The 25,517-nt window shown below is 66.1% G+C and carries 32 protein-coding genes, 1 tRNA gene and 1 pseudogene; 11 read left to right on the top strand and 23 right to left on the bottom strand.

The window, feature by feature from the left end; translation table 11 throughout:
- Nucleotides 1-384: 384 nt before the first annotated feature.
- Nucleotides 385-456 (top strand) — tRNA-Arg (locus tag ABZS97_RS04845).
- A gap of 218 nt (nucleotides 457-674) precedes the next feature.
- Here the strand turns inward: ABZS97_RS04845 and ABZS97_RS04840 are convergent.
- The 12 genes from ABZS97_RS04840 to ABZS97_RS04785 all read right to left on the bottom strand — a co-directional run bounded on the left by ABZS97_RS04840 (nucleotide 675) and on the right by ABZS97_RS04785 (nucleotide 7,556).
- The gene (locus tag ABZS97_RS04840) at nucleotides 675-2,048 is read right to left on the bottom strand and encodes a site-specific integrase (RefSeq protein ID WP_356133574.1); all 1,374 of its coding nucleotides are present in this window, start codon (nucleotides 2,046-2,048) and stop codon (nucleotides 675-677) included.
- On the bottom strand, nucleotides 2,045-2,218 hold the full coding sequence (locus ABZS97_RS04835; RefSeq protein WP_356133583.1) for a helix-turn-helix domain-containing protein: 174 nt from the start codon (nucleotides 2,216-2,218) through the stop codon (nucleotides 2,045-2,047). Before ABZS97_RS04835 ends, ABZS97_RS04840 begins: the two co-directional genes overlap by 4 nt.
- A gap of 11 nt (nucleotides 2,219-2,229) precedes the next feature.
- Nucleotides 2,230-3,603, bottom strand: coding sequence for a replication initiator protein RepSA (repSA, locus tag ABZS97_RS04830; protein ID WP_356133572.1), 1,374 nt, complete (start codon nucleotides 3,601-3,603; stop codon nucleotides 2,230-2,232).
- Nucleotides 3,600-3,797 carry a hypothetical protein gene (locus tag ABZS97_RS04825; RefSeq protein ID WP_356133571.1) on the bottom strand — a complete coding sequence of 66 codons (198 nt, stop codon included), beginning with the start codon at nucleotides 3,795-3,797 and terminating at the stop codon, nucleotides 3,600-3,602. The genes repSA and ABZS97_RS04825 overlap by 4 nt, the downstream gene beginning before the upstream one ends.
- A gap of 89 nt (nucleotides 3,798-3,886) precedes the next feature.
- Entirely contained in the window at nucleotides 3,887-4,207 is a 321-nt protein-coding gene (locus ABZS97_RS04820) for a SpdD-like protein (protein ID WP_356133570.1), read from the bottom strand.
- A 24-nt stretch (nucleotides 4,208-4,231) separates the two neighbouring features.
- Nucleotides 4,232-4,387: a hypothetical protein gene (locus tag ABZS97_RS04815; protein WP_356133568.1), complete on the bottom strand. Its 156-nt coding sequence runs from the start codon at nucleotides 4,385-4,387 to the stop codon at nucleotides 4,232-4,234.
- 12 nt (nucleotides 4,388-4,399) lie between these two features.
- Nucleotides 4,400-4,591, bottom strand: coding sequence for a mobile element transfer protein (locus tag ABZS97_RS04810; protein WP_356133566.1), 192 nt, complete (start codon nucleotides 4,589-4,591; stop codon nucleotides 4,400-4,402).
- Between the two features lie 22 nt (nucleotides 4,592-4,613).
- Nucleotides 4,614-5,279, bottom strand: a complete 666-nt coding sequence (locus ABZS97_RS04805; protein WP_356133564.1) for a DUF2637 domain-containing protein — start codon at nucleotides 5,277-5,279, stop codon at nucleotides 4,614-4,616.
- A 76-nt stretch (nucleotides 5,280-5,355) separates the two neighbouring features.
- Complete coding sequence (locus tag ABZS97_RS04800; RefSeq protein ID WP_356133561.1) at nucleotides 5,356-5,535, bottom strand: pRL2-8; 180 nt, start codon at nucleotides 5,533-5,535, stop codon at nucleotides 5,356-5,358.
- Between the two features lie 31 nt (nucleotides 5,536-5,566).
- Complete coding sequence (locus tag ABZS97_RS04795; protein ID WP_356133559.1) at nucleotides 5,567-5,755, bottom strand: hypothetical protein; 189 nt, start codon at nucleotides 5,753-5,755, stop codon at nucleotides 5,567-5,569.
- 86 nt (nucleotides 5,756-5,841) lie between these two features.
- Nucleotides 5,842-7,197, bottom strand: coding sequence for an FtsK/SpoIIIE domain-containing protein (locus ABZS97_RS04790; protein WP_356133557.1), 1,356 nt, complete (start codon nucleotides 7,195-7,197; stop codon nucleotides 5,842-5,844).
- 2 nt (nucleotides 7,198-7,199) lie between these two features.
- Nucleotides 7,200-7,556, bottom strand: coding sequence for a hypothetical protein (locus tag ABZS97_RS04785; RefSeq protein ID WP_356133555.1), 357 nt, complete (start codon nucleotides 7,554-7,556; stop codon nucleotides 7,200-7,202).
- A gap of 161 nt (nucleotides 7,557-7,717) precedes the next feature.
- On the opposite strand from ABZS97_RS04785, the gene ABZS97_RS04780 reads away from it, so the two are divergent.
- Nucleotides 7,718-8,449, top strand: a complete 732-nt coding sequence (locus ABZS97_RS04780) for an XRE family transcriptional regulator (RefSeq protein ID WP_356133553.1) — start codon at nucleotides 7,718-7,720, stop codon at nucleotides 8,447-8,449.
- A gap of 44 nt (nucleotides 8,450-8,493) precedes the next feature.
- On the top strand, nucleotides 8,494-8,964 hold the full coding sequence (locus tag ABZS97_RS04775) for an NUDIX domain-containing protein (RefSeq protein ID WP_356133551.1): 471 nt from the start codon (nucleotides 8,494-8,496) through the stop codon (nucleotides 8,962-8,964).
- Here ABZS97_RS04775 and ABZS97_RS04770 read toward each other — a convergent pair.
- The gene (locus ABZS97_RS04770; RefSeq protein ID WP_356133549.1) at nucleotides 8,961-9,512 is read right to left on the bottom strand and encodes an HD domain-containing protein; all 552 of its coding nucleotides are present in this window, start codon (nucleotides 9,510-9,512) and stop codon (nucleotides 8,961-8,963) included. The genes ABZS97_RS04775 and ABZS97_RS04770 overlap by 4 nt on opposite strands.
- 380 nt (nucleotides 9,513-9,892) lie before the next feature.
- Nucleotides 9,893-10,375, bottom strand: a complete 483-nt coding sequence (locus tag ABZS97_RS04765) for a hypothetical protein (RefSeq protein WP_356133547.1) — start codon at nucleotides 10,373-10,375, stop codon at nucleotides 9,893-9,895.
- A 306-nt stretch (nucleotides 10,376-10,681) separates the two neighbouring features.
- Here ABZS97_RS04765 and ABZS97_RS04760 point away from each other — a divergent pair, with 306 nt between their 5' ends.
- From ABZS97_RS04760 to ABZS97_RS04745, 4 genes are all read left to right on the top strand, one after another.
- A complete protein-coding gene (locus ABZS97_RS04760; protein WP_356133545.1) occupies nucleotides 10,682-10,939 on the top strand; it encodes a hypothetical protein in 258 nt (85 codons plus the stop codon).
- Nucleotides 10,940-11,284: 345 nt separating this feature from the next.
- On the top strand, nucleotides 11,285-11,638 hold the full coding sequence (locus ABZS97_RS04755) for a type II toxin-antitoxin system RelE/ParE family toxin (RefSeq protein WP_356133543.1): 354 nt from the start codon (nucleotides 11,285-11,287) through the stop codon (nucleotides 11,636-11,638).
- On the top strand, nucleotides 11,635-11,973 hold the full coding sequence (locus tag ABZS97_RS04750; protein WP_356133541.1) for a helix-turn-helix transcriptional regulator: 339 nt from the start codon (nucleotides 11,635-11,637) through the stop codon (nucleotides 11,971-11,973). Before ABZS97_RS04755 ends, ABZS97_RS04750 begins: the two co-directional genes overlap by 4 nt.
- Before the next feature lie 843 nt (nucleotides 11,974-12,816).
- A complete protein-coding gene (locus ABZS97_RS04745) occupies nucleotides 12,817-14,007 on the top strand; it encodes an IS110 family transposase (protein WP_356133539.1) in 1,191 nt (396 codons plus the stop codon).
- 49 nt (nucleotides 14,008-14,056) lie between these two features.
- Here ABZS97_RS04745 and ABZS97_RS04740 read toward each other — a convergent pair whose 3' ends face one another.
- From ABZS97_RS04740 to ABZS97_RS04705, 8 genes are all read right to left on the bottom strand, one after another.
- Entirely contained in the window at nucleotides 14,057-14,494 is a 438-nt protein-coding gene (locus ABZS97_RS04740; protein WP_356133537.1) for a VOC family protein, read from the bottom strand.
- Nucleotides 14,495-14,589: 95 nt separating this feature from the next.
- Nucleotides 14,590-15,978 carry a site-specific integrase gene (locus ABZS97_RS04735; RefSeq protein WP_356133535.1) on the bottom strand — a complete coding sequence of 463 codons (1,389 nt, stop codon included), beginning with the start codon at nucleotides 15,976-15,978 and terminating at the stop codon, nucleotides 14,590-14,592.
- Nucleotides 15,975-16,178: a helix-turn-helix domain-containing protein gene (locus tag ABZS97_RS04730; protein WP_356133533.1), complete on the bottom strand. Its 204-nt coding sequence runs from the start codon at nucleotides 16,176-16,178 to the stop codon at nucleotides 15,975-15,977. Before ABZS97_RS04730 ends, ABZS97_RS04735 begins: the two co-directional genes overlap by 4 nt.
- Nucleotides 16,168-17,529 (bottom strand): replication initiator, encoded by a 1,362-nt coding sequence (locus ABZS97_RS04725; protein WP_356133531.1) that lies wholly within the window; start codon nucleotides 17,527-17,529, stop codon nucleotides 16,168-16,170. The genes ABZS97_RS04730 and ABZS97_RS04725 overlap by 11 nt, the downstream gene beginning before the upstream one ends.
- On the bottom strand, nucleotides 17,526-17,783 hold the full coding sequence (locus tag ABZS97_RS04720) for a hypothetical protein (protein ID WP_356133529.1): 258 nt from the start codon (nucleotides 17,781-17,783) through the stop codon (nucleotides 17,526-17,528). The genes ABZS97_RS04725 and ABZS97_RS04720 overlap by 4 nt, the downstream gene beginning before the upstream one ends.
- 205 nt (nucleotides 17,784-17,988) lie before the next feature.
- Entirely contained in the window at nucleotides 17,989-18,183 is a 195-nt protein-coding gene (locus ABZS97_RS04715; RefSeq protein ID WP_356133527.1) for a hypothetical protein, read from the bottom strand.
- 12 nt (nucleotides 18,184-18,195) lie between these two features.
- On the bottom strand, nucleotides 18,196-19,518 hold the full coding sequence (locus ABZS97_RS04710) for an FtsK/SpoIIIE domain-containing protein (RefSeq protein WP_356133525.1): 1,323 nt from the start codon (nucleotides 19,516-19,518) through the stop codon (nucleotides 18,196-18,198).
- Nucleotides 19,518-19,859, bottom strand: coding sequence for a hypothetical protein (locus tag ABZS97_RS04705; protein ID WP_356133523.1), 342 nt, complete (start codon nucleotides 19,857-19,859; stop codon nucleotides 19,518-19,520). Before ABZS97_RS04705 ends, ABZS97_RS04710 begins: the two co-directional genes overlap by 1 nt.
- A 204-nt stretch (nucleotides 19,860-20,063) precedes the next feature.
- On the opposite strand from ABZS97_RS04705, the gene ABZS97_RS04700 reads away from it, so the two are divergent.
- Complete coding sequence (locus tag ABZS97_RS04700; RefSeq protein WP_356133521.1) at nucleotides 20,064-20,804, top strand: GntR family transcriptional regulator; 741 nt, start codon at nucleotides 20,064-20,066, stop codon at nucleotides 20,802-20,804.
- A gap of 303 nt (nucleotides 20,805-21,107) precedes the next feature.
- Nucleotides 21,108-21,599 (top strand): hypothetical protein, encoded by a 492-nt coding sequence (locus ABZS97_RS04695; RefSeq protein ID WP_356133519.1) that lies wholly within the window; start codon nucleotides 21,108-21,110, stop codon nucleotides 21,597-21,599.
- Between the two features lie 501 nt (nucleotides 21,600-22,100).
- Here the strand turns inward: ABZS97_RS04695 and ABZS97_RS04690 are convergent.
- The gene (locus ABZS97_RS04690) at nucleotides 22,101-22,592 is read right to left on the bottom strand and encodes a hypothetical protein (RefSeq protein ID WP_356133517.1); all 492 of its coding nucleotides are present in this window, start codon (nucleotides 22,590-22,592) and stop codon (nucleotides 22,101-22,103) included.
- Between the two features lie 1,778 nt (nucleotides 22,593-24,370).
- On the opposite strand from ABZS97_RS04690, the pseudogene ABZS97_RS04685 reads away from it, so the two are divergent.
- Nucleotides 24,371-24,625, top strand: a pseudogene (locus tag ABZS97_RS04685) (WhiB family transcriptional regulator); the annotation flags it as partial.
- Nucleotides 24,626-25,126 (top strand): sigma-70 family RNA polymerase sigma factor, encoded by a 501-nt coding sequence (locus ABZS97_RS04680; protein WP_356133581.1) that lies wholly within the window; start codon nucleotides 24,626-24,628, stop codon nucleotides 25,124-25,126.
- Nucleotides 25,127-25,517: the final 391 nt, after the last annotated feature.

Here is a 25,517-nt window from a genome sequence, read left to right as displayed (position 1 = left end):
GCGTGGCCGGGGGGTTTTTTTGGGGGGGGGGCGGGGGGGCCCCGCCCGGCGGGGGGGGGGGGGGGGGGGGTGGGGGTTTGGGGGGGGGGGGGGGGGGGGGGGGGGGGGTTGGGGGGGGGGGGGGGGGGGGGGGGGGGGGGGCGGGCCCCCCCCGGGGGGGGGGGGGGGGGGGCGTCCGCCGGCCCGACATGAGGGAGGGGTGGGCGTCCGCCGCCCGACACGAGGGCGGACGCTCACCCCTCCGCGAAGTGGGTGCGTGTCCTACCTCCGGACACCACAGCTCCCCTGCTCAGGACACCAACCCCGCCCCGCCAAAACCCGTTCATGGCCGCCCCGAAAGAGCTGGTAGGGTTCTACCCGTCGCCGCGAACACAGCGCCGATACGCCCCCGTAGCTCAGGGGATAGAGCAACGGCCTCCGGAGCCGTGTGCGCAGGTTCGAATCCTGCCGGGGGCACCCCTTATGAGGTGCCCAAAGACCCCGTCACCAGCGGAAACGCTGAGGGTGGGGTCTTCGCGTATGTGCAGCCGTATGCCACCGTGAGCGGTCCTATGTCGGAGTCCGTGGACTATTCGTGGACACGATCTTGAGGCATCGCCCCTGGTCAGCCCCAGGAACGGCGAAGGCCCCCGGACGAATCCAGGGGCCTGAAGCGTAGCGCGGCGCGTGTGGGATCACTCGTACTCGCGCAGTAGCTCTTCGATCTTGCGGTTGCCGGTCTCCTGCCGACCGTCGATGCACTTCGCGTAGCGGCTCAGCAGGACCTCAACGCTGTTGCCTGCGCGTTCGGCAACCTCCGTTGCGTCGACTCCGGAGTTGAGCCAGGTCGACAGCGCCGAGTGCCGTAGGTCGTATGGGCGGGCGGCGAGCGGTGAGGCGAAAACGGCAGGCGGGAGCGCCAGCGCGCGAGCCTCCTGCCACACGCGGAAGTACGTCGACGAGCCGACCACTCCCCCGCGTTCGTTGGTGAAGAGGCGCCCATCGTCGGCCACGCCGAAGGTGTCGATGTGGTCCCGCAGGATCGCGACGAGATGCGGCGGGATCGGCACAGGCCGGACCTCTTCCACGGGCCGGTTCTTGAGCCCGCGGTCGTCGTGCGTTTCGCCGGAGTCGGTCCACCGCTTGCCGACGCTGGGGCGAGTGTTATTCAGCAGCGCAGTTCCCCAGCCGCTTTCAGGCAGCTTCAAGTCTGCCTCTTTAAGACCGACAGTTTCGGCCGGACGCAAAGCGCCGTAGTACATGCAGGCGAAGAAGCCGACCAGTCGACGACCGCGAGCCCGACCATAGCCGCCGATGTACGAGACTGCGGCCAGAAGAGCACGGGCCTGTTCAGGGTTGGCCACCACACGGGGGTCGACTTCCTTGACAACCTTCGGCTTTTTCCAGCGAACCGAGGTGACCGGGTTCTCTTTGAACTCACCGAGATCCACCGCATAGTGCATGGAATTGACGAGTGTCCGCCGCTTGCGCCGTACGGTTTCCGCAGCCGCAGCCGTCCCGTCGAGCTTCAGTTTCAAGGAGTCCAGCACGGCCCTGGCGATCGATGCGTCGCCGAGGTCCGACAGCGGGCGCGAAGCCTTCCCCACCCAGTGCAGCGCGTTCGCGATCTCAGTCGGCAACTCGCGGTCGTCGGGACCAGGCAGGACGAAGGCCCAGTTCCGGAGAGCCTTCCGAAGCAGATCATCAGCCGGTCGTCCTGGACGATCGTCGAGGAGCGCCACAGTCACCGCGGTCAGCGACTCGTTGATTCCGTCGCGTGTGTTCGGCGCAGCGTGCGGCCACTTCATCGCAAGGTACTTCAACGCGAAGGCATACCACGTCATCGAGGGCGCCTTTTCGACCATCGAATCCGGCAGCCCGGTCACCGTGTCGAATTCCACTCCGTCGCGCATGGCACGGAGCAACTTGGAACGGTAGTTGTCGGCAAGTCCCTTGGTGCGGAACTGATCGGAGAACACGTTGCCAGCGACGATCCACCTGACATCGTAGGACGGTTTCTTGGTGTTCCTCTTCCGTACGCCCCAGACCTTCACGTCGAGTGACTTCATGCCGCAACCCTTTCTCGGCTATTCAGCCATGCCGTGAAGTCGCTCCGCCAGACCCTCAGTTCACCATTGGGCAACTTGAAGGCCTGCGGGGCGTGTCCCAGTTCGCGCCAGCGGTAGAAGGTCCGGCGCGAGATGCCCTTGAGTTCAGCGAGGATCTCCGGGACGGTCATCAGCTCGTCTTTCACGCCGGTTCTCCTTTCAAGGTTTCGCGGGCGGTGTCGCGGTTGAGTTGGAGGTCGCGGGCGATGGTGGCGGCGAGGGCGGATTCGCCGGGGGTGTGGCCGTGTCCGGCGTATTGCCAGTCGGCGAGGACGAGGACGGTGTCCGGCTCGACATCGTCCAGGCCGAGGGCGGCGCGTTCTTGTGTGGCGCGGTAGTCGGCGCGGACTTGGCGGAGTTCGCCGAGGGTGGTCGAGTAGCGGCGGGACTTGGAGCTGAAGTGGCCGCGGAAGCCGAGCATGTGAGCCCAGGCCCACAGCCGCCGGTCCGGGTAGAGCGGGTCGAGGTCGCGGCATGCGGTGATGAGTTGGCGGGCGTGGTCGGGGACGCTGTGGCGGTCGAGTTCGGCGAGTTCGCCGATCCGGCGGTCGAGGGTTCCGGTGTTCTCGGCGGCTTTGGTGGCGTATTTGGCAACGTAGGAGGCGACGGCCTGCTCTGTGATGTCGGAGCCGTCTCCGAAGGCCTTCACGGGCCGGACGTCGAGTTGTCGGCCCCACCGGAACGTACGGGCGGGTTGGTCACCGGAGGCCGGGACGCTGACGCTCGTGTAGGTGTGCGCGGCGGCGGCGCGGATCGCGGCCGTGAGCAGGTTGGTGCTGGCCCAGGACGGCGGCGGGGTTGCAGGGCCGTCGGGGCCGTCGATTCGGATCACAGCGTGGAAGTGGATGGCGCCGCGCTTTTGGAACTCGGCGACCTTGCCGTAGGAGACGCGGCACACGTCAGCCAGTTCGCGTTGGGTCAGTCCGGCGCGGGCGGCGATCTCACGGCGGAGCCGGTTGACGAAGCGCATCCACAGGTCGCCCGCGTGGTTGTTGAAGAGCACGGTGCCCGCGTAGTCGTAGGTGGCCGGGTCCAGGGCCGTGCCGAGCGCGGGATCGTCGGCGGCGTGCCGAACGCTGCAGCGGCAGACACCACGGTCGGGCCGGTTGTGGACCGGGCCGAACGACGGGGCGGTGAAGGTGGCGAAGACGCGGGGGTGTTCGCGGACGGTGGCCGGGATGTCCTTGTCGGCGTCTCCGGCGAGTCCGGCGCGGATGAGGTGGTAGGTGTCGCCCGCGTATGTCCAGGCGCAGGCCGGGCAGCGGGAGGCGCGGCGGTTGCCGCAGGCGATGCGGAGGCGTCCGCCCGGCTCACCCTCTGTGGAGTAGTGATGCAGGGTCTCGCCGGTGGTCTTGTCTTTGGTGAGGGTCCAGCCGGTGAGGTGGATCGGGTTGGCGCAGCCACCGGTGCGGCGGATCTGGTCTTGCCAGCGGTCGAAGCCCGGGGACCCGGCCACCCGGAGGAGGTCTCCCAGGGTGATCGGGTCCAGGCCCGCGAAGGTCGCGGTGTCGGTCATACGCGGCCCCCAGCGAACTGGGCGACGCGGGCGTGCCGGATGCCGGTGCCGTGGCAGGCCGTGCAGTCGACGGTGAGGGTGCGCAGGTGTCCACGGGCGTTGCGGCCGCCGGAGGTGATGGCGGCGGTGGCGAAGCCGTCGCAGTTCGGGCAGATCCGTGCCGTTGTAGCCGGAGCCGGGGTGTGGCCGGTCATGATGGAGGTTCCTTCCGGTTCAGTGGATCGGGCAGGGACGGCGCCCGGGCGGCGGAGACTTGGCGGTTTCAGGGCCGCCCGGGGGCCGGTCAACGGCGCTTGGCCTCGGAGGCCAGCAGGGAGCGCAGGACCACAGCGCACACGGCGACTGATGCGCCGGTGATGGCGACCGCGAGCAGGAGCGAGACGAGCACGGCGCCGACGACCAGGACGCCAGCGATGCCGCTGCCGACGAGGGCGACCACGGTGCCGGGGGTGAGCTGGACCACCGGCCGGGACGGCGCCGGGGCCATCGCGGGCGGCGGAGTGGGGGTCTGCGCGCTGGGGACGATGGCGGTCGGCTCCACGACGGCGGGCGGAGTGACGAGGCCGGTCGGTGTGGGCATGGTCGGAATCTTCGGGCGGAGCATCGGTGAACACCCTTCTGTGGTGGGCTACTTGACGAATGTGTTGATGGCGGGGGCGAGGACGCTGTCGGCGAGGAGGAAGCCGCCGAGCAGGAGAACGCCGATGAGCCATGCGGGCGGGCGGATGAGCTTGACGCCGAGGTAGCCGACGGCAAGCAGGGCGAACCAGAGCGGGACGTCCATGCCGGTGACCTCCTAGCGGACCTTGCAGCGGTGGGTGCGGGCGGCGAGCTGCGCGGCCGACTGGCTGGAGTAGTCGGAGGACCAGCCGCAGTTGTCAGCGCTGCACACGGCGGCGTGCTTGGTGTGGCCGTGACGATCGCGGTGGGTGCCGATCTGCACGGGGCCGATGCGCATCACGGAGTGGAAGAAGTCGCGGGCCGTCATGACGGGTGGTGCTCCTTTCGGGTCAGGTGAGTTGGGCGGCGATGGCGTTGGCGAGCGGGGCGGGGACGCCGAGGCGAGCGCGCAGGGTGTCGGTGTCGATGCGGGCGCCGGTACGGGCGTGGTGCTCGTCGGCGACCTTGCGGGCGTGGTCAACCAGCGCGGCCGGAACGGCGGGAGCCGGATCGGCAGCGGGCAGAGCCGGGGCAGGCTCGGCAGCAACCACCGGTGCGGGCTCCGCGGTTTCGGCGGGGTCCGGCTCGATGACAGTGCCTTCGGCTTCGGGGGCCGGGACTGCGGGCGCCGGCGGAACCGGCACCCGGTCCCCGGCTGAGTTCGAGTGGGCGAGGAGTGTGCCGCCGAGGAAGGCGAGCGCGGGCCATCCCGCGACGCCGAAGCGCAGCCAGGCCGGGGGATGTTGCAGGTTCAAAAATCCGGCAGTGGCGACGTTCGCGCCGAGCGAGGCAACCAAAGCAATCAGGAACCAGGACCACGCCAGCCGGGAGGGGCCGGAGTTGCGCAGCCGTCGCCAGGCAGCGACCAACAGCAGGTCCACGCTGATCGGGTAGGCCCAAGCCTTCCAGCCGGTCTGTCCAGCCGCGTCAGCGAGGTCGTGCAGGTGGGCGAAGGACAGCGCACCAGCGATCACAGCTTGCACGAGGACGGCATCGGGGCGGATCGAACGGGTCATGTCTTCACCTCCTTCAGGGTGGTTGGGCCTGGACGGGGCGGGGCTCACGAGGTCCAGCCGCCCCATCCCGGCGCGGTCAGCGGCGGTTGAAGCCGGGGCAGCCGTTGACCATGTGGTCCACGCACTGCGGGCAGTCCCCACGCAGGCCCCTGTGGACCGTGCGGTCGTGGGCGTGCCGCCAGCACTGCGGGCACTCGACCTTCGGCGTGGACAGGGACCGTTCAGCAGTACGCGGCGATGTTCCGAACAGACCCATCACGGGCTCCTCTTCTGTGGGTGGCGGCTGTTCAGGCCTGGAGCGCTTCGCCGGTGCCGAAGCAGCCGAGGCAGAGGCCGGTCTGCTGGCCGACCAGACGGCGCTTACGGCCGACGTGGACGGTGACGGCGACTTCACCGGTGCCCTTGCAGGCCGGGCACTGCTTCGCCCTCGGCTTGCGGACGGCGGGCTTGCGGGCGGCGGGCTTGCGTGTGGCCATGGGTGGTGCTCCTTCCGGTGTCAGGCATGGAGGGGGTAAGGACCTGGCGCGAGGCGGTCGCGCCGACCGGTGGAACCGGGGATGGATCAGGCCGCGGCGGGGGCGGTCTCGACGGCCGGGGCGGTGACCGGGGCCAGTGGGCCAAACCGGGGCCGGAACGGGGCCAGCGCGGGCAGGTCCGGGGTGCGGTCGGCGTGCCGGTTGCAGATGTTCACGGCCTGTCGCAGCGTGGTGTGCGGAGCACGGATACGGGCCCAACCACCCGTCGAGTCACCGGTGATGGCGATGCCGGGGGCATCGGTAGGGATCTGGATCGCGGCGAGGACCGCGTCGGGGGCGATGTCACCGAAGGCCATGTTCGCCGACGATTCGTCGTTGACTCGGTGCGCGGTGCGGCCGGTGAGCTGGGCCCGGAGCATGGTGATGCCCTTGCCGAGTTCGGAGCCGAAGCGCTGCCCGCAGATCTCCAGGTAGATGCCCGCGGCGCGGCCGAGCTGGGCGAGGCGGACGAGCGCCGTGATGATCTGATCCCGGCGCTTCTCCTCCGCCTTGCTGGCGAACAAGGCGAGTTCGGCGACCTCATCGACCAGCACCACGACCGGGATGGGGCGCAGGTCGGCGGGCAGGTCCCAGATGTCCGCGGCAATCTCCGCATCCGGCACATCCACGGTGATGCGCTGCTGGGCGCGGATGAGCTGGTAGACGTCCGCCATGTGTGCGACGAGGGCATCGAGCAGAGCGGCGGCGGTATCGGGGGTGTCGGCCAGCGCCGTGAACCGGCGGGCCAGCGGGAAGAGTTCCACGCCCCCTTTGCAGTCGATGCCGACCAGCGCCACATCGAGCGGGGCCAGCCCGGCAACGAGGTTGCGCTGATAGACGGACTTGCCGGACTCGGTGGCACCGAGAGTGAGGGCGTGCGGCACTGCCCGGTAGTCGCGGTAGTGCACGGCCCCGTCCTCACGCAGGGCAACCGGGACCCGCATCGGGCGCGTGTCGGTCCTGGCGGGCATCTGCACCCGCTTGAGCACGTCGTAGCCGGTCATCCGCAACTCCACGACACCCGAGTGCAGTTCGCGGGAGGTGACGCCGTACATCGCAAACGAGTGCCGCAGCCGGTCGCACGAGGCAGCCACGTCGAAGGCGTCCTGCCCGGGACGGAGCTTGAGACGCAGGACCAGGCCGGTGCGGGTCAGACCTATCCGGGCAATACGCGGGGCACGGGGACCAGGAATCGGGCGGTTGGCCATCCGGGCCAGGGCCAGGCGCCAGCGGGAGGGCGGGACGGTCAGCCCGCAGGCGTCCATCACAGACGCGTACCGCACCAGAACCCGCACGCTCGCGAGGGCAACCCCGAAGGTCAGCCAGTACCAGGCGGGACGCCGCCACCGCAGGAGCACTGCGGAGGCGACGACCATCACGAGCACGACCGTGCACCAGGCCATGGTCAGGCCGCCTTGGGCTTCGAGGCAGCGGCGACGAGCGAGGTCACGGCGACCGCACGAAACGCGATGCCGTGCCGCTTCTGGCCGTTGAACTCGTTCTCCCACGGCCGGGCGATAAGGCCCGTGAGCGCGACCGGGGTGCCCATGGTCAGCTCGCCGGAGATGCTCGGCTCCGGGACGGTGATGGACAGGATCTCTACTTCGTCGTTCGCCGCGAACATGACGTCGACAGTCATCATCGTCGCGCCGGTGTCGGCGTCGGTGGCGATCTCGCCGGTACGACGGTCCTTCACCTTGGGCTGCGGGGTCTTGGCGACCATCACGGTCGCGGTGGAGGTGTCGACGGGAATCTGACGCATCGTCTGTTCTCCTGATCATGCCGGGTGTTGGAACCGGCTGGCTTGCCGGTGAGATCAGGAGACCGCGAAAGGTAGTGGACGTATCACGGTCCGTATGGACGTTTAGGGACGTCTGAGCTATCGTCAAAACGTCCCCTAGACGTCCCAAGAGAGGGCTCGCCATGGCGAACGAGCGTCTGCGCGCGGCGATTTCGGCAAAGGGCGAGACCATCCAGTCCCTTGCCCAGCACGTCGGAGTCGACCCGAAGAGTGTGGAGCGCTGGATCACGACCGACCGGACGCCGCACCGAGGGCACCGGTGGAAGACCGCGAGCTTCCTGGAAGCAGACGAGATCTACCTGTGGCCTTCAGTCGAGAAGCAAGCTGAGACGGCAAGCACGTCCGAGCTCATCACCTACTACCCACACCGGGGCGCCGTTCCAGCCCCACTGTGGCCATCGCTTTTCGAGAAGGCCGCGAGCCAGATCGACGTCCTCGTGTATGCAGGCCTGTTTCTCTTCGACGGTCACCCCGACTTGCCCGAGCTGCTGGCGGAGAAGGCCAACGCAGGCACTCAGGTGCGCATCCTGCTAGGCGACCCGGACTCCGAGATGGTGCGGCAGCGGGGCGAAGAGGAGGGCATCGGTGACGGCCTGGCCGCGCGTGCCCGGATAACCCGCAGCTACCTCGATCCGGTCGCCAAGACGTCAGGCCTTGAGATCCGGCTGCACGACACGATCCTGTACAACTCGATCTACCGGTTCGACGACGACGTGTTGGTGAACCCGCATGTCCTCGGAGCACCAGCCGGGCAGAACCCGGTTCTGCACTTCCGGTACATCCCGGGGGCTCGAACCTTCCGGCACTACATGCGCAGCTTCGACTACGCATGGGACCGGGGACGATCTGCGTAGCCGAGGCCGAATCGGCCGGCGGGGAGACATGCGACGCTGGAAGCATGGCCCGCATCGACTACTTCAACGACCCGAGCGCCCCAAAGGCGAACAGCATCGTCCCCTCAGTGACCGCGGTTGCCCTCAACGAGGCCGGGGATGTGCTGTTGATCCACAAGACGGACAACGATCTGTGGGCACTACCCGGCGGCGGGGTGGACGTTGGCGAGTCAGTCGCCGACGCAGCCGTACGGGAGACCAAGGAAGAGACCGGGTTCGACGTCGAGGTGACCGGCCTGGTCGGGCTCTACACCAACCCCGCGCACGTCATTGCGTACGACGACGGGGAAGTGCGCCAACAGTTCTCGATCTGCTTCACAGCGCGCATCGTCGGTGGGGAGCTACGGACGAGCAGCGAGAGCAAGGAAGTGGCGTTCGTAGCCCCGAGCAAGCTGGACGAGCTGAACATCCATCCGTCCATGCGGATGCGGATCGATCACGGCCTGGAGAACCGAGCGAAGCCCTACATCGGTTAGTCAGCGAGACGCGCAAGCGTCCGCTCGACGGCCACCCCGAGGTAGGGCCGGGCCTTACTGATCGCGTTGTGAACTTCACTGCCTGGCTTGTAGCGAACCAAGATCTCATCCATTCGCTGATCGAAGGCGAAGGACTGTCCCGCCGGACCGGTCGTCATGTCGGCACAGATGAGGGCGTCCGAGAGCGGAGAGTCTTCACGCTCGTACACAGCCAACTCGGCTGTCAGCCCTCGCTGTTCCGCCTCATAGACGGCGCCGGAGTGATGGGCGACGAGTCGCACGAGTCGCGTTGGCGCGCCGAGCCGCTCCAGGTGTCGGGCACCGTCGAGGGGATGGAACCCTGTCTCATTCAGCTCCGGGGCGTAGCCGATGTCATGCAGCCAAGCGGCGGCAACAAGAAGCTCCCTCTCGTCCTCGGACACAGCCGCGGAGACCTCACGCGCCCTGGCTGCCACGGCCTGAGTGTGCAACCAGCGGTTCCCGAGCGGGGGCAGCAGGGACGCAGCCAGTTCGGCCGCACCCTGGGGCGTGTCCAATACAGAAGGCATGGATGGAACCGTAGCCGAGTCGAGAGGGTGGCCGACAGCCCGAAGCCGGACGCTCCGGATCATGGCGCGGTGGGAGTTTCCCTACTTCATCAAGAGCCCGCGCACGGCGCGGGCGCGCGCCGCCCGACGGCGCGGCCTGCCTCTGTCTTCGCCCCGGCTGGCCGCGCCAGGCGGCGCGCTACGTGCATGCGGGCGAAGGTAGGAAACTCGCTGTGGCTGGGGCGGTCGGCTCCACGACTTTAGGCAGCCACCATGGGGCGAGCCTCGAAGATCATGGCCCCAACGTCGTGCTTTAACGGGCAGGTCCACAGACTGCCCGACTCGCCGGAAGCTTACGGGGCCATGATCACTCGCCCCATGGCAGCTCCCGCCCAAAGTCGCTACGCCGACCTAGTTGTCTCCTGACCCCTGTGTCGATCACCTACGAAGGAAGTAGTGAGCTCGAAGCGCATGGCCCGAACCAGACGCCCCCTCTGTTCTGTCAGTTCGGCCAATTCGTCGCCCCCGGTCAATGCTTCTCGTGCGGCCCTGTAGATCTTGGCTCGCAAGTCATCTAACACCGATAGAACAGGCGTACCTGCAAGCACAGTCATCTCGACATCGCCTCTGGCGAAGCCGCGAGAGGCTTCCAGGTGAGCGGCGGCCAGCGGTGAAGCCTGGCGGGCATCATCCGCCGTCTGGATGTCCGGCGCATTTGGTATCCCCCCGCGGTCGCGAAGATCCCGGAGAAGCTCGATCCATTCATCGATCTGTGTGAGGAAGCGGATGTAAAGCGCCCGTCGTTCCTGCCAGAGCAGGGCCTCGCGCTGGTCGAAGGTGGCCGACGTGGATTGGAGCAGCGCCAAGGTCTCCTGGCGGGCCAAGTCGGACGTCTGCCAGCTTCTCTGTTCCCTAGCCTGCCGCCGCTGAAGGAGGTATCCGACCACAGCTCCCAGCAGAGTCCCAAGGACCGCGAGTAAGGCAACAACGTAGGGCTCCAAGCCTCCACCCCCGTGACGCTCCACTACAGATCGGGCCAGGATGCCCTATGGCTTCAGAGACCGGGGGCCCTTTGCCGACAGCGAGCGCCTGACTGGCCCGCCCGTCGCGCTGCCAGATCTCCGGTGTAGCGGCAAACTTTTGCGTAGACCCTCACGAGACAACAGAGCCAGTGAACATGGGAGTGCAGGATGGGCGTGATCTACATCGACGAGACTACTGATGGTGTGACCATGGCAGCGGTCAAGGCTCGCGACAACGGACGCAGGGTCTTCGTCTACGAGTTCAGCGAAGCTCATACTGAGGCCGAACGCAAAACCACCCTCGCCGAGGCTATCGATGCCGTCGAGGAACTCAACTGGCGGTTGGATCACCTAGTGTCTGCAGGCCAGAGTCGTTCCACGGATGGCTCCGGGACCCTCGCCGTGTGCTTGTTCCGGAAGACCTGAGCGCCGGTTCACAGCCAAACCAGCTCAGCGCCCATGTGGACGCCGACTACTGGCGCGCTGCTCCGGGGAGGGCATCGGCGGTCTATGAGAGCGGAGCGCCGCATGTGCACCTGGGTGCCCGATCCTAGAGCAGCGTCAGGGGGAACCACGAGGGACATCGGCGAGGGCCCGGAGAACTTCCAGGTCAACGCCTTGTCAGCGCATAAGCCGTCCGCATACGTGATCTTCCAAACTGGTGCCATGAGATGCGCGCGGCGGGCTTGCCTCAGCGATTAAGGCTCCGCCGACTGCGCTGATCACTACTACATCGTGCACCCGAGGACCAGGACCTATAGCATGAATGCTATGGCATGGGGTACCGTTGAGTTAGAACCCGAGGTGGATCGATGGATCGACGACCTGTCCGACGATGAATGGGCGCAAGCACTCTTCCACCTGGACCTACTGGAAGAGCGAGGCATCGGACTCGACTTTCCATACACGAGCCAGCTAGCTGGGAAGCTGCGGGAACTTCGGTTCTACTGCGGCGGCCAGCGAGTAAGGATCACGTACTTCATCACGGGCGAGCGCCGCATCATCATGCTCACCGTGTTCCGCAAGACACGCCGACGTGAGCAAGCCGAAGTGGAACGAGCCAAACGAGCGATGCAAGCATGCATCGATGCAGGCCACACAGCAGACGACGAGGAGGAATCGTGAGCGCCCCCAAACGACGCACCTTGAACGACCTCAAGTCCAGCGATCGCTTCAACAAACCTGCTGTGCGTGAAGCGTACGAGCTGACTCGCCTGCGCTTTCGACTTGCCGAGGCCGTTCGGGAACGTCGCGAAGAGCTCGGATGGTCTCAAGAAGAGCTCGGACGACAGGCAGGGATGACCCAGTCCAGCGTTGCTCGCTTCGAGCACGGCGGTACCGAGCCAACGCTGCCAACGCTGGAGCGACTTGCTGAGGCTCTGGGGCTGATCCTCAACGTTGAGATGAAGACGCCCCCAGACACCGAGACAGACGCTCAGCGCAGCCTCAGCCCAGTCTGATCCAGAGTCACGCTCGGCTTTAGTGACAACTGGTTTGAGGACCATCAGCACCCTGACCAGCAACTTCGCAAAGTCAGCCATGTCGGGCCTGCTAGGCTCGCCAGGAGCAAGCAGAGAAGTCGATGAGCCTAGCAGGCCCGACATCACCAATCAACGTTTTCCCAGGCCAGGACGTCGTACCCTTTGTTGACTCCACAGGCATCCACCAAAGGCCAAGTAGGGCCCCGTGGACTATTCGTGGACGAGTGATCGTTAACCCACCGCCAAAAAGCCCGTGACCTGCGCATACGCCTGGGACCGAAAGGCCCTCCGGAGCCGTGTGCGCAGGTTCGAATCCTGCCGGGGGCACCTTGTATGAGGTGCCCAAAGACCCCGTCACCAGCGGAAACGCTGAGGGTGGGGTCTTCGCGTATGTGCAGCCAGATGCCGCCGAAAGCAGCCGTTTGCCAGTGATCACGTAATGACGACGTAATGATCTTGGCGGGCCTTCCGGCAGGTCAGCGGCCGTTTCTCGTCCGCTTGAGCGTAGCTTTCCGACACACCTCCGACACGGCGAAAGCCCCGGATCTCTCCGGGGCTCGCGTGAGGGGCGTGTGGGCTCCATCAGTCAGTCTTCCCTACGTTGTCCTGCGGGAGGCGGTGAGCCCTTCGTATGGTTCATCCACCCAGGGGCGCCGGGTGTGGCTTTCAACCTTCTGCCGCTTGTGGCTTGCAGCGATTGGCCGCCCGGCACCCCACGACGACTCGGCTGCCAATTAGGAATTGCGAATGATCGCTCCGTAGGGAATCGACAGCGAGGTCGTCCGTGGGAGGAACCAGCCGCACACCGCACGGAGGCACCCCATGGCCGCAATCTGGGCCGGCATCGACGCAGGCATGACCCACCCCCACTGCGTCGCGATCGACGAGAGCGGCCACCGGCTGCTGTCACGACGCGTCGCCAACGACGAGCCCGAGTTCCTCGAACTCCTCGCCGCCGTCCTGGCCTTGGGTGACGAGGTGACCTGGGGCATCGACCTGGCCGACGGGGGCGCCGCCCTCGCCATCGCGATCCTCCTCAACCACGACCAGACGGTGCACTACATCTCCGGCCGGGCCATTCACCGCGCTTCCGAGAGCTACCGCGGCGAAGGCAAGACCGATGCCAATGACGCCGCGGTCATCGCCGACCAAGTCCGCGTCCGCCGCGACCTGCACCCCTTACGCACCGGCGACGACACCGTCACCGACCTGAAGATCCTCACCGGCCGTCGCATGGATCTGGTCGCCGACCGTACCCGCACCATCAACCGCCTCCGGGCCCAGCTCACGGGGGTCTTTCCCGGCCTGGAACGGGCACTGGATCTGACCAAGGCAGGCCCGCTGACCTTGCTGACGGGCTACCGAACCCCCGCCGCCATCCGCCGGATTGGTGCCAACCGGCTGGAGACCTGGCTGCGAAACCGCCACGTTGTCCACTCGGACCGGCTCGCTGAGACAGCGGTCCAGGCTGCCGAACGGCAGCACACCAGCCTGCCCGGGGAGACGCTAGCCGCCGAGCTGGTGCACACGCTGGCGAAGGAGGTGCTGGGCCTCAACCAGCAGGTCGCCGAGCTCGACAAGGCGATCGAGGCCCGGTTTCGTGAGCACCGCGACTTCGACGTGATCACCAGCATGCCCGGCCTAGGTGTCATCCTCGGCGCCGAGTTCCTCGCCGCCACCGGTGGCGACATGGCGGTCTTCGGCACCGCCGACCGCCTCGCCGGCTTCGGCGGCGTCGCTCCGGTGCCCCGTGACTCCGGGAAGATCAGCGGGAATCTGAAGCGCCCGCAGCGATACAGCCGCCGCCTCCAACGCGTCTTCTACACCTCGGCGTTGTTCAGCATCCGCAAGTGCGAGGAGTCGCGCAGGTTCTACGACCGCAAACGAGCTGAGGGCAAGCGCCACACTCAGGCCGTCCTCACCCTCGCCCGCCGCCGCGTCAACGTCCTCTGGGCCCTCCTACGGGACGGCCGGTGCTACGAGCCAGCTCCGCCGGCAAGGGCTGCCGCGTAGGAACCGACGCGATACGTTCCGCGTCGGACGGTCGATCTGGCGCGCTCAGTCAGACCAGGCAGAACTCGTTACCTTCAGGGTCTGCCATCACCACGTGATCCGGCCTGCCCTGCAGCTCGTCCTCGCGGACCACAGTCGCACCCACCATGGTCAACCGCTCGACCGCCTCGACCACACGCGGCCAGCGGATCTCCCACGGTGTTTCACGGCCTCCACCTACTTGCACGTCAAGGTGCAACCGGTTCTTCATCAACTTCGGCTCTGGCACCTTCAAGAAGGACAAGGTGGGGCCTACGCCGTCCGGATCCAAGAGATACGCCCCGTCATCCCACTCGTCCTCCGGAACGCCATGGTGCGCCAACCACTCCTCCCAGCTCCCGAACCCTGCGGGCGCGGGCTTCTCCGCATAGCCCAATGCCAGCGCCCAGAACTTGGCCAGCTTGGCCGGGTACGCGCAGTCGATCGTCAAGCTCCACTTGGTCGCCATGAGCCCTCCCCAGTCTGATGGACGCACCGTACCGGGCACCTCTGACAATCCCCGGCCCGCTACTTCGCGCGTGCCCTGTGGCTTGACGAACGGCATTAGGAATCGCTGTCTCCCTCCTCCCCCAGACCCTTCAAGATCCGGTCGTTCATCTCCTGCTCCTGGCCGTCGATACATTTCGCGTAGATCTTCAGCAGGACGTCGACCGAGTGACCGGCACGGGCCGCCACTTCCGGGGCGGGCACACCGGAGTTGAGCCACTGGGAGACGCCCGCATGACGGAGGTCGTACGGGCGGAAGGCCAGTACCGAAGACACCTGGTGCGGGAGGAGCGCCAGTTCCCGGGCCTGCTTCCACGCCCGCGAGTAGGACGAGGCCGCGATGACGTTGCCCCGCTCGCTGGAGAACAGCCGGCCGTCCTTCGCCGTACCGAACTCCTTCAAGTGCTCGCGCAGCAGCCGCACCAGCGGAGGCGGTATCGGCACGATGCGCACTTCGCCGCGGGCCCGTTGCTTCAGGCCTCGCCGGTCGTGCGCCTCCCCGGAGTCCGTCCACGCCTTCCCCGCCGTGGGACGAGTCTCCATCAGCTCGATACGACCCCAGCCGGACGCCGGAAGCGTGCAGTCGGAGCGGCGAAGGCCGAGCGCCTCCCCCGGCCGCATGGCCGCGTAGTACAGACACCCGAAGAACGCCCGCAGCCGCCGGCCGCTCGCACGGTCGTAGCCGCCCACGTACGTGAGCGCGGTCAGCAGTTCCCGAGCCTGCCGAGGATTGACCACCACCCGGCGGTCGACCTCCTGCACCGCTCGCTTGCCACGCTTGCGGCGCACCCGGCTCAGCGGGTTGGACGGCAGGTGCTCCAACTCCACCGCGTATTCAAGTGCGTTGAAGACCACCGCCCTGCGCCGACGGTACGTTTGGGTCGCCGCAGGCTTGCCGTCCAGCTTCTTCCCCAACCCGTCGATCAGTTCATGCACTCGGGTGATCTCTTGCAGTTCCCCCACGGGGAGCGACGCCTTTTCGATCCACCGCACGGCCGCCGCGATCTCCTCGGGCCGTTCCCGCTCCCGACGGGGAATCGGCAGGACGTACGAGCGCAGCGCCCGCCGCAGCACCTCGGGAGCAGGCCGCCCCCTCCCCGGCTTGACGAGGAGGGGAACGACCGTCGCCAGGGCATCGGTCATGCTGTCCCGTTGCTTAGCTGACGCCTCCGCCCAACGCGCATCCACGTATTTCCGCGCCAGGTCGAGGAACGACAGCGCCGCCTTCCCTCCGCGAAGCGAGTCGGGCAGACCGGTGACGGTGTCGAACGGTTCACCCTTGTCAGCGGCGCGGAGGAGCTTGGCCCGGAAGCGGTCCGCGAGCGCTTTCGTCTTGTGCGACTCGTGGAACGGCTCGCCGTCCACGGACCAGCGGACGAGGTAGGTCGGTTTCTTCACGGAGCGGTTGATGCTCAGCTTCCAGATGACGACCTTGTACGACTTCACGACGCGGCCCCCTCCGCACGCTCGGCCAACCAGTCGTTGAGTACGTCGCGACGAACCCTCAACTCCCCGTTGGGCAACCGGATGCAGGCCGGCGCGATGCGCAGTTCCCGCCAGCGGTAGAAGGTGCGCCGGGAGATCCCGCCCAGCTCATCAAGCACCTGCCGCACGGTGAGCAGTTCGGCGGCCCTCTCACGCGCCATGAGGACCACCGCCCTCCCGCACGGAGGCCGCCAGGAGTGCCGCCTCCGGCGAGTAACCGCGCCCTGCATAGCGCCACTGGCCGACCGTGACGGTTGACCGCCCACTGATACCGAGAGCGGTCCGCTGCTCCTCCGCACGGTGCTCTGCACGCGCCTCACGGAGTGCGGTCAGAGTCGTCGAGTAGAGCCGTGACTTGGTGGAGAAGTGACCGCCGTAGCCGAGCATGTGGGCCCAACGGCGCAGGCCGAGAGGTTCGAAGGGAGGCAGGCCGCCGAGCCACCAGCACGTACTGATCATGCGGAGGACGTGGGCCCGTACCGGCAGCATGACCAGTTCCCGCGCCTGGTGAATCCGGCCGTCGACTGCACCGGCGGACTCGGCACCCTTGGTGGCGTACTTCGCGATGTAGCCCGCGACTGCCGCGGAAGTCAGTCGCTCCCCCGCTCCGAACGCCGCGATGGGCCGCACGTCGACCTGATCGCCGAAGCGCAGCACGCGGGCGCCGACGACATCCGCGCCAGGAGCGACGAGCCGTACGCGGCCGACGACGTCTCGTACCGCATCCGTCAGGAGAGCCGTCGTCGCCCAACCGGGCGGAGCCCAGGCCGGTCCGTCCGGTCCGTCGACACGGATCACGGCATGGAAGTGGACCAGGCCCCGCCGCTGGTACTCGGCCACCTTGGCGTACGACAGCCGGGCCACGTCGCCGAATTCGGTACGGGACAACCCGGCCCGTCGGGCGACCTCGCGGCGCAGCTCCAGCGCGAACCGGTGCCACAGCTGACCGGCGTACGCCTGCCAGAGGACGGCCCCGGCGTAGTCGTAGCAGCGCGGACACAGCGGCTCGCCGAGGCGGAGTTCACCCTCTGCGTGTCGCTCATGGCATCCGATGGGCGAACCATGCGGGCAGCACTCCCCCAACCTGCGGGGACGGCAAGCCCGTACACGCCCCGCACGCTCACGGCGGGTGTGGACAGGGCCGAAGCCCGGAGCGGTGAGGGTGGCGAACACGCGAGGGTGCCCGCTCACCGACTCCGTGACGTTCTTGCCCCCGACCAGCCCGGCTCGGATCAGTTGATAGGTGTCGGCTCGGTAGAGGCGGGAGCAGGCCGGGCAGACCGTCGCGCGACGGTTGCCGCACGCGGTCAGGAGTCGACCGCCGTAGACGTCCGACGCGTACGAGAACAGGGCCTCGCCCGTCGTCGTGTCGACGACGGTTGCCTCGCCGACCAGGTGGATCGGGTTGGTGCAGCCGGCGAGGCTGACGATCTTGCGCCGCCAGGCCGCGAACTCTGGCTCCGTTGCCCTGGTGAGCAGGGCAGCAACGCTGTTCGGCAGGGGTGCGGTCATTGCCGACCACCGCCTCCGAATGCCTGCCCCATCACGGCAGCGATTGCTTCGGTGCGGGTCTTGGCGCTGAACCGGAGTGTCGGGTCCGTGAGCCAGAGTGCGGCGGCGTGTGCCGGGCACAGATGACGCTCGAAGCCGTCGAGCTTGACGAGGACGATCTGCTCCCGTCCTGCACAGGTCGACACTTCGGAGTCGGCAGCCCTCAGTTCGCACTCCGGCAGAGGGGATTTGCGCGAACGATGCGCGGTGGACAAAGTGTGAGTACTCCTTTCACTGCTCACGTGGCGGATGGAGTGGGTTCCTGACGGGGTCGGGTTTGGCGACTTCGCGCCCCGTCGGGAGCCCGCCGTACGGGCGATCGCTGGCGCTCCTCGGGCGGTATCGCGATCACCGGAGCGGATTTCGTACGTGGGCATGACTCACCCACCTCTCTGTGCTCGAACACGGAGTGCCGTCGCTTCAGAAGCGGAGTTGGCCGAGAAAGCCGCTGACCGCGACGAGGACCGCCTGAACGACCGGCGCAGCCACGGTCTTGGCCATCAGGAAGCCGAAGGTTCCGCAGAGGATCGTGTCCGCCCAGCGCAGATAGCGGATACGCAGCAGGAACCAGATGAACAGGCCGAGCAGCAGCACGGCCGACATGGACACCAGCACGGCAGTCCCCCTTCACTTGGCCTCGATGAGCAGCTCGGGCAGGACCGGGGCGAGGGAGGCGTACTCGGCCGCGATGGCTTCGGCATCCGCCTCGGTGATCAGGTGGGAACGGGCTCGCTCCCAGCCATCGCCGGAGGCCAGCACGGCCGTACCGGCTTGTTCCGGGGTGATGGCCTGGGCGGCCTTGAGGGCGTCGGGATTGAGATCTCCGAGCGCCATTTCCGCCGTACCGGGATCGGCGACCCTGTGGCACACGCGTCCGCCGAGTTGGGCCCGCAGTGCCGTGACACCCGGCCCCAGGTCGGAACCCACCCGCTGGCCGGCCACGACCAAGAACACCCCGAGTGCCGCGCCGAGTTGGGCGAGCCGGATCAACGCCGTACCGGCCGCATGTGCTTCGTCCTTCTCGTTGCGGCTCGCGATGAGGAAGAGTTCCGCGATCTCGTCGACGATCACGACGACGGGGACCGGACGTTCCTTCTCCGACAGGCCCCAGATGTTGCGTACTCGGGCCGCCCGACAGACGGTCATGCGGTCGAGCGTCAGGTCGACAAGCGCCGCCAGGAGCCGAACCGCCTGCTCGCGGTTGGTCGCCAACGCGGACAACCGGGGTTCGTACAGCGACAGTTCCATGCCGCCCTTGCAGTCGATGCCGACCAGCGCGACCGGTTGCGGAGCCAGGCCCGCTACGAGGGCGTTGATCAACGTCGATTTACCGGACCGGGTCGCGCCGACGATGAGCCAGTGCGGCACCCGGCGCAGGTCGATCACCCAAGCGGCACCGGTCTCCAGCACACCCACAGCGACCCGGAGCAGGTGACCGGGCCCGCGCTGTTTCGGCAGCCGCGGAGCGGCCAGTGGATCGGCGACCGAAGCGGCGATCCGTACGACTCCCGGCCTCCAGGAGGTCACTCGTACCCCATGGACCTGCCAGTCCTCCGCCATGGCAGGCGCCGCCTTGACGAAGTCCTCGGGCACCTGCCCCGGTAACAGCCGCACCAGCAGCCAGAATCCACCGCCGGTCGGGCGTATGAACCCGTGCCGCGGCACGCGCGGCTGAGGTGGCGGCGCTCCGTTGCCGACGAGCCCGGACACCACAGTCAGCGCGGGCCGACGGCTTACGGCGAGTCCGCACCCGGCCATCAACGGCCGCCAGGTGCGCATCACCCGGACAACCACGACCGGGAAGCCGAGTAACAGCCACCAGGCCAGGGGGTAGCGGCGGCGCAGGGCCGGGCCTGCGAGAAGCAGGCCCGACACCAGCACTGCGGCCACCACCAGAACCCAACTCGGCCAGACCGTCCCGGCCGAGGAGGTGGAGGAGGCCAGAGTCATCACTGCCCGGCCCCCTTCCCCGCCGGAGCGCTCAGGGGCCGGATCTCCGCAGCACGGAATGCGACCCCGTGCCGCCCGTCGTTCTCCCAGGGCGTGGCGACCAAGTCCCGTACGGCCACGGGCATGCCGAGCTGCACACCGGCCGGCTCACCGGCGACGCTCACGTTCACCACGTCCGCCGACGCGTCGGCCATCAGGCAAAGACCGACCTGATACACGGTCTTGCCGGTCTCACGGTCAACGCGAAGCTGACCGGTCTCACGATTCGCAACCCGCGGAGCCGGGGGTACGGCGCAGATGATCCCCGTGAACTTCGCGGTGTCGATCGGAAGGCTTGCCACTGATCTGAACTCCTCATCTCTGGCACCCGAAGGCTGATCCTTCGGGTTGCTAGACCACCCGTACTACGGGTCGATGGAGTCCAGAGTGCGACCCGTAGTACGGGTTGTCAACCGTCTTGTGATGAGGGATGGTGTTCCACGCGTGGAAGGTCCGTTCCACGCGTGGAACGCCGAACGTATTGATCACGGCCGTGGAGGGCATGCATGCCGCCGAAGAACACGCAGCCGAAGTATCGGCAGATCGCCGACTACCTGCGCGAAGGCATCCTGAACGGCACCTTCCCCGCCGGCCAACCCCTCCCCTCCGAGGAGGCGTTGGCAAAGCAGTTCGGCGTGACGCGCCCCACAGTCCGTCAGGGCCTCACGGAGCTGCGAGCATCCGGCCTGGTCGAGGCGATCATGGGTAGAGGTACCTTCGCCCGCTCACCCCAGGGCCGCCCCAGCCTCACGCGCCCGCGCGGCGTACGCCTGGCGCCCGACGGCCGGTACGTGGAGGCAGACGGCATCCAGTGGACGAACGCCGAGCCACCGGTAGCCACTCGCACAGACGCCCCCTTGGCGTTGGCGGACCTCCTCCGCATCCCGCCAGGCGAGCCGATGTTCACGTACGACGCGTTGCAGACCGCCGACCATGGCCGCCTCCGCCAACTCCACCGCACGTACGTGCCGTTCTCTGTTCTCGTCGACACGAAGTACGAGGAGGAGGCACCGCCGCCGGCACCGGAGCTCTACGTCGCGCTCGCCACGCTGGGCCACGAACTCCACTTCACGGAGTACGTCCGCACGCGCATGCCCCTGCCGGACCAGGCCCAAGCCCTCCGCCTGCCCGAAGGCGTCCCGCTCCTGCACGTCATCCGCGTGACGCTCGCGGAGGGAGACAAGCCGCTGGCCCTGGAGGAGTTCCACCTCCCAGGAGACGATCTGGAACTGTCTTTCAGGCTGTAGACGAACGTCAGTTGGCTCAGACTTTCTCCACGTCATCAAGACGGCTCGCTCCGCTCACCGCGCGCGGCCCGGCCCCCGGCCAGGCCTGCGCTCCTGTCTCCGCCCCTCTCCAGTCCGGCCGGCGCCCGTGCCGCACTCCCCTGATCAGCGAGCTCAACGTCATAGCGGCAACGGCAGCAGACTTCCACCACCACTCTTGATCGACATGCTAAAGACTGTCGGCCAGAGCAGCATGGGTGTTGGTACGTTCCGGTCGCGCTGCAGCGTGAACCCTCCTTTCAGCCACGGCGAAGGGAAAGCGATATGCCTGATCCGCGCATCAAGGTGGCATACGAGCTTGCAACGAGAGAGCTCGACGCTCAAGTCGTGGAGCTCAAAGCCATAAGAAATCGGATCTTGGGCACCTTGTGGATCACAACGCTCATCACTGCAATCGCAGCAATCGTAGGCCGACTTAGGATTCCAGCCGGAACCGATAATGCTACAGCCGCATTGCCGGGGTGGGCGGTCTGGACGCTGATGGGTCTTTCGATTGGGGTCGGCTTGTCAACGCTAATTGCACTTGCTCCGTCGCGCGACTGGCGGGAGGGGCCTACCTCCAGTCAAGTCATGGAGCGTCAACGCTTGGGTGCCAACGAAAGCGACATACTCACATTCATAGCGAGTGAAATGTGGGCGAGTTACAATCAGGCCAACAAGCGGATGCTCGATTTCCGACGTAGTCTTCTCTATGTATCAATAGCCTTGAACCTCATTCAGGTAGTAATCTTGCTTACCTCCCTGGCGATCGATTAAGAATGAATCAACGGCCGGTTGCAGCAGCTATCACCAAGGTTGCCATCTCAAAAAACAACATCACGGCCCCTGTCCGCAAATAGCGTGACCTTCGATCGATGACCGCATTATTGGCGTTAGCTTTGCCGCATAGGTCACCGATCGATTCGGTCAGGATTCTATTCTCACTTCTACCGGCCTGGTAGCGGGCCATGATGTAATCCGCCGAGGGGCCGTACCACCATTGGTTCACGGGCCACAGTACAGCCATCGAGGTAATACCTATCACGGCCAGAATTCCGAGAAGGACCCACGGGGACCAGGCCGGAAGTGAGACCCGCCTACCGGGATTAACAAATCCGATGCCTGTCGATAGTGTTGCGACGAGGGATGCGATAGAAAATATCGTCGTCGCTCGATTCCGCACACTTGCTAGTACCTCAGTCTGCGCCTTCAATTGATTCGCGAGGGCAGTGTAGGCACGTTCAAGGGAAGGGTCGCCCATGGTGATTCTCATTCCCCCTACACCATGTGGGGCCTTGCTTTCCCGGTAACGAGCGCTTCAAGGTGCTCCTCGGGAAAGGTGACGTAGTCCTTTCTTCGGGAGCCCGCTGCACGCACATCACTACGGTTCGTCGCACGCACAGCCTTTGGTTTTTTCGGGAATGTCAACGTAACGCCATGATGCAGATAGATCTGCTCCACACGTACCGGCGAAACGGAGACACTGTCACCGTGCTTCAGGGTGGGGGACCCGCTGAGTGCATCCCTGTCTACATCCACCTTGATTCCCCCATGTCCGTGATCCAAAGGTGTAGCGGTTGCGACAGGGATTGCGTACACCGATCTATCAGGCAGCCGAATCTTCGCCAGCAACGCAACGAAATGTGTTGGCTCTCTGTAAATGTCGAGGATTTCTCCAATTGGCTCACCTTGGGCGTCCACCGCCATTTGCCCGCGAAGCCTGTCTGGGGTGAACCCTTGGCCGTTGCTCTCGGAACCACCGTTGCTCATTCCAGCCCTCCTTTGACGGTCATCTACTCAACAGCATCTGTCTTTCCTGCCTAGCTCGCCTGTTAAGAGGGCAGAACGTTGAGCCAAAAGGAGCAGAGATATCAGCATTGGCCGCTGTCTGCCCTCACCGTGGCTGCTGTAGCGGTCTCACTGGTTGCCACCAAGAACCGAACAGCGTGGTTGCGGTCGGTGGGGGTGCAGCGAGACATACGCGCGCCTGGCCGGTCGACGCACCCGCCGTCGTGGCTGGCTGTCGTCGGGCTCAGGTCCATGCGACCCGTTTGGTTGCCTCCGTCGACCAACGGCCGATTCCTGGTGATCAACTCTGGGCCGTCCCTGGGCCGCGCGAGGGTGCCCGAGGTCGACCAGTGGCGACCGACCACGCCAGACCTCCTGCAGCCACCAGTAGAGTCAGAGGCGCCGCTCGAATCGGGTTCCCCCAGGGGGTAGCCGCCCTGCATGATGGGGTGTTTCTTCCGTCGGAGTGGATCAGGCTGCTTGTCGTCAGAACCCAGGGCCGGACGCTGCAAAGCACTCCATACTGGGCGCACTTGAGGTAGGGGGTTTTGTCATGTTGAGACGGTGGGCACAGCGGCGTTACGACAAAATTCAGGCGGAGTACTGGCAGAGCATTGAGCCCGTGCTTGAGACCGGGGAACGGAAGATTGCCAGCTTGCCCGCGCGGAACCTCTGGGCCGGCCCTCAGGATGGCGTCCTCTTCCTCACCGACCGGACCATCTACTGAGGCGCATGGCTGGGGCAGGGGAGGCGGACCCGACCCATGTTCGCCCAGGAGCTTCGGGAGTGTCCGAGTGCACGCATCGGCGAGCAAGGCGCCTGGGACGTAGCAGTGAGCGGCGAGCGCGTCGGATCGTTCGCTTCGTTTGCGCCGGCTCCCGGCGCCGAGTGGAACTTCACCGAGTTCTGCAAAAGCTTCGGCCAGGCCGTGGAGAACAGCCGCCAGCTGCCACCAGCCGCGGAGACACCGCCTGTTGACTCGGCAGGCTAGGTAGGCACAGCGGGTTGAGGCCCAACAAGCCCAGCCCCTGGGGCTTCGAGACGAAGGGCCGAGAGTCGTGCCAGTCGCGTGCCAGATGCAGCGGAGGCTCACGGGGAACAGCGGGGACCCGGCCACAGATCCGCCGAGGCTGGAATGCCCTTCCACCGCAGGTCAGTGCAGTAATCGGTCCTGTAAAACCCAAGCTTCCCAAGCTCAAGGCTCAGACACCACATCATGTGCTGGCCGTCGTGGCTTGCCCTGGTCGACGGCACCGACTGGTGGAGGCCGGTGGGATTGCAGCCAGGCGCACTCCAGACGGCAGTCACAGGGGGCGAGTTCCGGCAGCTTCCAATCAACCCGATCAGCGAAGGCGCCACCTGCGCTACCACCGCGCGCTGCACGGAAGGGAGCATCAGGCCATATCGGGCATTCAGGCAGGCATCTAAACGTTACCTGCCTCCTCCCCAAAAAAATGTGCTCCCCAGACGTCACGCTCAGGGGCTCCGCTGCCCACTACCCCACAACAGCGCTACTGAAAGGGGAGCGGGATGTTGTCGGAGACCGGGATCGCAGCCATCGTCGTCGTTGTTGCACACGTTCTGGTGCTTGCTCGCACGTGGGTGCGCGAGCGTGCGCACGTCCAGGTGGAACGGCACCGGGGGGCTGTGCGTCGAGACATCGTGCGTGCCCTACCGCCTGGAAGCCGGGTGCGTGAAGCTAGCGGCACAACTGTGATCGAGGTGGGCCACTTTGATCAGCGGTCAAAGGGGGATACGGCATGTGGGTAGAGGACTGGTCGTCACTGGCTGCGTGCCGAACTGCTGACCCTGACGGGCTGTTCTTGCAGGGCCCGGCACAGCTTCGCGCGAAAGCCGTGTGCCGGGGATGCCAAGTTCGAACAGAGTGCCTGGCTGACGCGCTAGACAACCGCGTCGAGTTCGGCGTCTGGGGTGGCTATACCGAGGGCGAACGTAGGGCTCTCTTGGACCGTCGCCCCACAGTCACTTCGTGGCGTCGTCTCCTCGAAACAGCAATGAAGGAATACTCGATCTCGACCAGGAGATTTGAGGAGGAATTCGCAGCTGTCTTCAAGGATTCCCTGCATCGCCTAGTCGGATTCCTGATCACTGCTGGAGCGCGCCGAGTCGACGCGGAGGACGCCGTACAGATGGCCTTTATCGAACTTGCCAGAGTTTGGCACTCCGTGGAACAGCCCATCGCATGGGTTCGACGCGTATCTTTCCGATTGTGGACCAAAATTCTTGGAAAGGATCGACTGCATGAGTTGAGTGAGAGTATCCCAGACACCGTCCACCCCGACTCTAGCGACGAACTGGTGGAACAATCGAAAGTCGTTCAATTTCTGCGAAGGCTCCCGCCCTTGCAGCAGGCTGTCATGGCATTTGCGTACGACGGTTGCTCGCCGGCCGAAACCGCCGAAGCCATGGGGATGTCACCGACGAACGTGCGCCAGAACCTACATCGAGCACGCGCCAACCTGGCCAAAATTCTTCACACGGAAGGAATCGGCTGATATGCCTGAGTCGAAGAGCTACACGCGTGCAATGGATGACTTCATGCAGAGGGGAATCTCGCAGCTACGTTCAACTCTCTCAGAGTTGATTGACGTGGATGAGCGACTTGAAGAAGCTCTTTCCGAGATCTCGGCACCCGGGCTTTCTCAAATTTCAGCCATCCCAGTGCAGGTTTCTCCCGAGACAGAAGACCAACCACTCATTGTCCCGCCAGATTGGCGGGACGAATTCTCGACAGAACAACGCAATAGAGCTCCCGCAAAGCTCGGGGTTTAGCGTCTACTATCCGCTGAATGATCACGGGGTGCATTCAGCACTGCGGCGGGGCACTGCCGGGCGCGCTCAGCTTGCAAGTTCCCTCAGGGTAGAGCTGCCCGGCGGGCACCATGG

This window comes from Streptomyces sp. NPDC005485, from assembly GCF_040606085.1.
Lineage (GTDB): Bacteria > Actinomycetota > Actinomycetes > Streptomycetales > Streptomycetaceae > Streptomyces.
The sequence above is the reverse complement of the archived record's forward strand: the minus strand, read 5'-3'. Positions and strand labels throughout refer to the sequence as shown.

What these genes read in the sequence shown, in the direction of transcription:
- ABZS97_RS04745 (WP_356133539.1), top strand. Translation starts at nt 12,817, where the DNA reads ATGGCCGCAATCTGGGCCGGCATCGACGCAGGCATGACCCACCCCCAC.
- ABZS97_RS04835 (WP_356133583.1), bottom strand. Translation starts at nt 2,218, where the DNA reads ATGACCGTCCCGGAGATCCTCGCTGAACTCAAGGGCATCTCGCGCCGG.
- ABZS97_RS04770 (WP_356133549.1), bottom strand. Translation starts at nt 9,512, where the DNA reads ATGCCTTCTGTATTGGACACGCCCCAGGGTGCGGCCGAACTGGCTGCG.
- ABZS97_RS04820 (WP_356133570.1), bottom strand. Translation starts at nt 4,207, where the DNA reads ATGCTCCGCCCGAAGATTCCGACCATGCCCACACCGACCGGCCTCGTC.
- ABZS97_RS04795 (WP_356133559.1), bottom strand. Translation starts at nt 5,755, where the DNA reads ATGGCCACACGCAAGCCCGCCGCCCGCAAGCCCGCCGTCCGCAAGCCG.
- ABZS97_RS04730 (WP_356133533.1), bottom strand. Translation starts at nt 16,178, where the DNA reads ATGGCGCGTGAGAGGGCCGCCGAACTGCTCACCGTGCGGCAGGTGCTT.
- ABZS97_RS04700 (WP_356133521.1), top strand. Translation starts at nt 20,064, where the DNA reads ATGCCGCCGAAGAACACGCAGCCGAAGTATCGGCAGATCGCCGACTAC.
- ABZS97_RS04840 (WP_356133574.1), bottom strand. Translation starts at nt 2,048, where the DNA reads ATGAAGTCACTCGACGTGAAGGTCTGGGGCGTACGGAAGAGGAACACC.
- ABZS97_RS04760 (WP_356133545.1), top strand. Translation starts at nt 10,682, where the DNA reads ATGGGCGTGATCTACATCGACGAGACTACTGATGGTGTGACCATGGCA.
- ABZS97_RS04825 (WP_356133571.1), bottom strand. Translation starts at nt 3,797, where the DNA reads ATGACCGGCCACACCCCGGCTCCGGCTACAACGGCACGGATCTGCCCG.
- ABZS97_RS04810 (WP_356133566.1), bottom strand. Translation starts at nt 4,591, where the DNA reads ATGACGGCCCGCGACTTCTTCCACTCCGTGATGCGCATCGGCCCCGTG.
- ABZS97_RS04800 (WP_356133561.1), bottom strand. Translation starts at nt 5,535, where the DNA reads ATGGGTCTGTTCGGAACATCGCCGCGTACTGCTGAACGGTCCCTGTCC.
- ABZS97_RS04790 (WP_356133557.1), bottom strand. Translation starts at nt 7,197, where the DNA reads ATGGCCTGGTGCACGGTCGTGCTCGTGATGGTCGTCGCCTCCGCAGTG.
- ABZS97_RS04755 (WP_356133543.1), top strand. Translation starts at nt 11,285, where the DNA reads ATGGCATGGGGTACCGTTGAGTTAGAACCCGAGGTGGATCGATGGATC.
- ABZS97_RS04695 (WP_356133519.1), top strand. Translation starts at nt 21,108, where the DNA reads ATGCCTGATCCGCGCATCAAGGTGGCATACGAGCTTGCAACGAGAGAG.
- ABZS97_RS04775 (WP_356133551.1), top strand. Translation starts at nt 8,494, where the DNA reads ATGGCCCGCATCGACTACTTCAACGACCCGAGCGCCCCAAAGGCGAAC.
- repSA (WP_356133572.1), bottom strand. Translation starts at nt 3,603, where the DNA reads ATGACCGACACCGCGACCTTCGCGGGCCTGGACCCGATCACCCTGGGA.
- ABZS97_RS04740 (WP_356133537.1), bottom strand. Translation starts at nt 14,494, where the DNA reads ATGGCGACCAAGTGGAGCTTGACGATCGACTGCGCGTACCCGGCCAAG.
- ABZS97_RS04805 (WP_356133564.1), bottom strand. Translation starts at nt 5,279, where the DNA reads ATGACCCGTTCGATCCGCCCCGATGCCGTCCTCGTGCAAGCTGTGATC.
- ABZS97_RS04680 (WP_356133581.1), top strand. Translation starts at nt 24,626, where the DNA reads ATGAAGGAATACTCGATCTCGACCAGGAGATTTGAGGAGGAATTCGCA.
- ABZS97_RS04780 (WP_356133553.1), top strand. Translation starts at nt 7,718, where the DNA reads ATGGCGAACGAGCGTCTGCGCGCGGCGATTTCGGCAAAGGGCGAGACC.
- ABZS97_RS04690 (WP_356133517.1), bottom strand. Translation starts at nt 22,592, where the DNA reads ATGAGCAACGGTGGTTCCGAGAGCAACGGCCAAGGGTTCACCCCAGAC.
- ABZS97_RS04710 (WP_356133525.1), bottom strand. Translation starts at nt 19,518, where the DNA reads ATGACTCTGGCCTCCTCCACCTCCTCGGCCGGGACGGTCTGGCCGAGT.
- ABZS97_RS04725 (WP_356133531.1), bottom strand. Translation starts at nt 17,529, where the DNA reads ATGACCGCACCCCTGCCGAACAGCGTTGCTGCCCTGCTCACCAGGGCA.
- ABZS97_RS04815 (WP_356133568.1), bottom strand. Translation starts at nt 4,387, where the DNA reads ATGGACGTCCCGCTCTGGTTCGCCCTGCTTGCCGTCGGCTACCTCGGC.
- ABZS97_RS04785 (WP_356133555.1), bottom strand. Translation starts at nt 7,556, where the DNA reads ATGCGTCAGATTCCCGTCGACACCTCCACCGCGACCGTGATGGTCGCC.